We start from the raw sequence: 493 nt of genomic DNA on the forward strand, positions 1-493 counted from the left end.
CCCGATGGCTCGTGCCGGCGGCGGCCGTGGCCGTCGTGGCGCTCGCGGTGCCGACGTCGATCGCGTGGCAGCAGCACGAGCGAGCCGTCGTCGCCGAGCAGCAGGCCGCGCGCCTGGCCGACCTCCTGGCCGAGCCGGGCACGCAGCTCGTGCGCGCCGACGTCGAGGGCGGCGGGACCGCGGTCGCCGTGCTCGCGAGCGACACCGGCCTGCTCGTCGCCGAGGGCCTTCCCGCGCCGGGCGAGGGCCGCACCTACCAGCTCTGGGCGATGCGCGACGGCGTCCCCGTGCCCGCCGGGCTCTTCGCGCCGACGTCGGGCGCGGTGCAGGTCGCCGCGGAGGACTACGAGCCCGGCGACGGCCTCGCGGTGTCGGTCGAGCCGGAGGGCGGCTCGGACCAGCCGACCACGACCCCCGTCGTCGTCCTCATCCCGGGCTGACGGAGCCGGCGCCGCACCCGCGCGCTGCGGCTGCCTGGTGACTTCGCGTCGCC

General features: G+C 78.7%; 1 protein-coding gene. It reads left to right on the forward strand.

Annotation, left to right across the window (positions count from 1 at the left end; all coding sequences use genetic code 11):
- On the forward strand, positions 1-440 hold a 440-nt coding region (locus ICW40_RS19895; RefSeq protein ID WP_221655715.1), incomplete at its 5' end, for an anti-sigma factor.
- Positions 441-493: the final 53 nt, after the last annotated feature.

It is taken from the genome of Actinotalea ferrariae (genome assembly GCF_019733465.1).
Lineage (GTDB): Bacteria > Actinomycetota > Actinomycetes > Actinomycetales > Cellulomonadaceae > Actinotalea > Actinotalea ferrariae_A.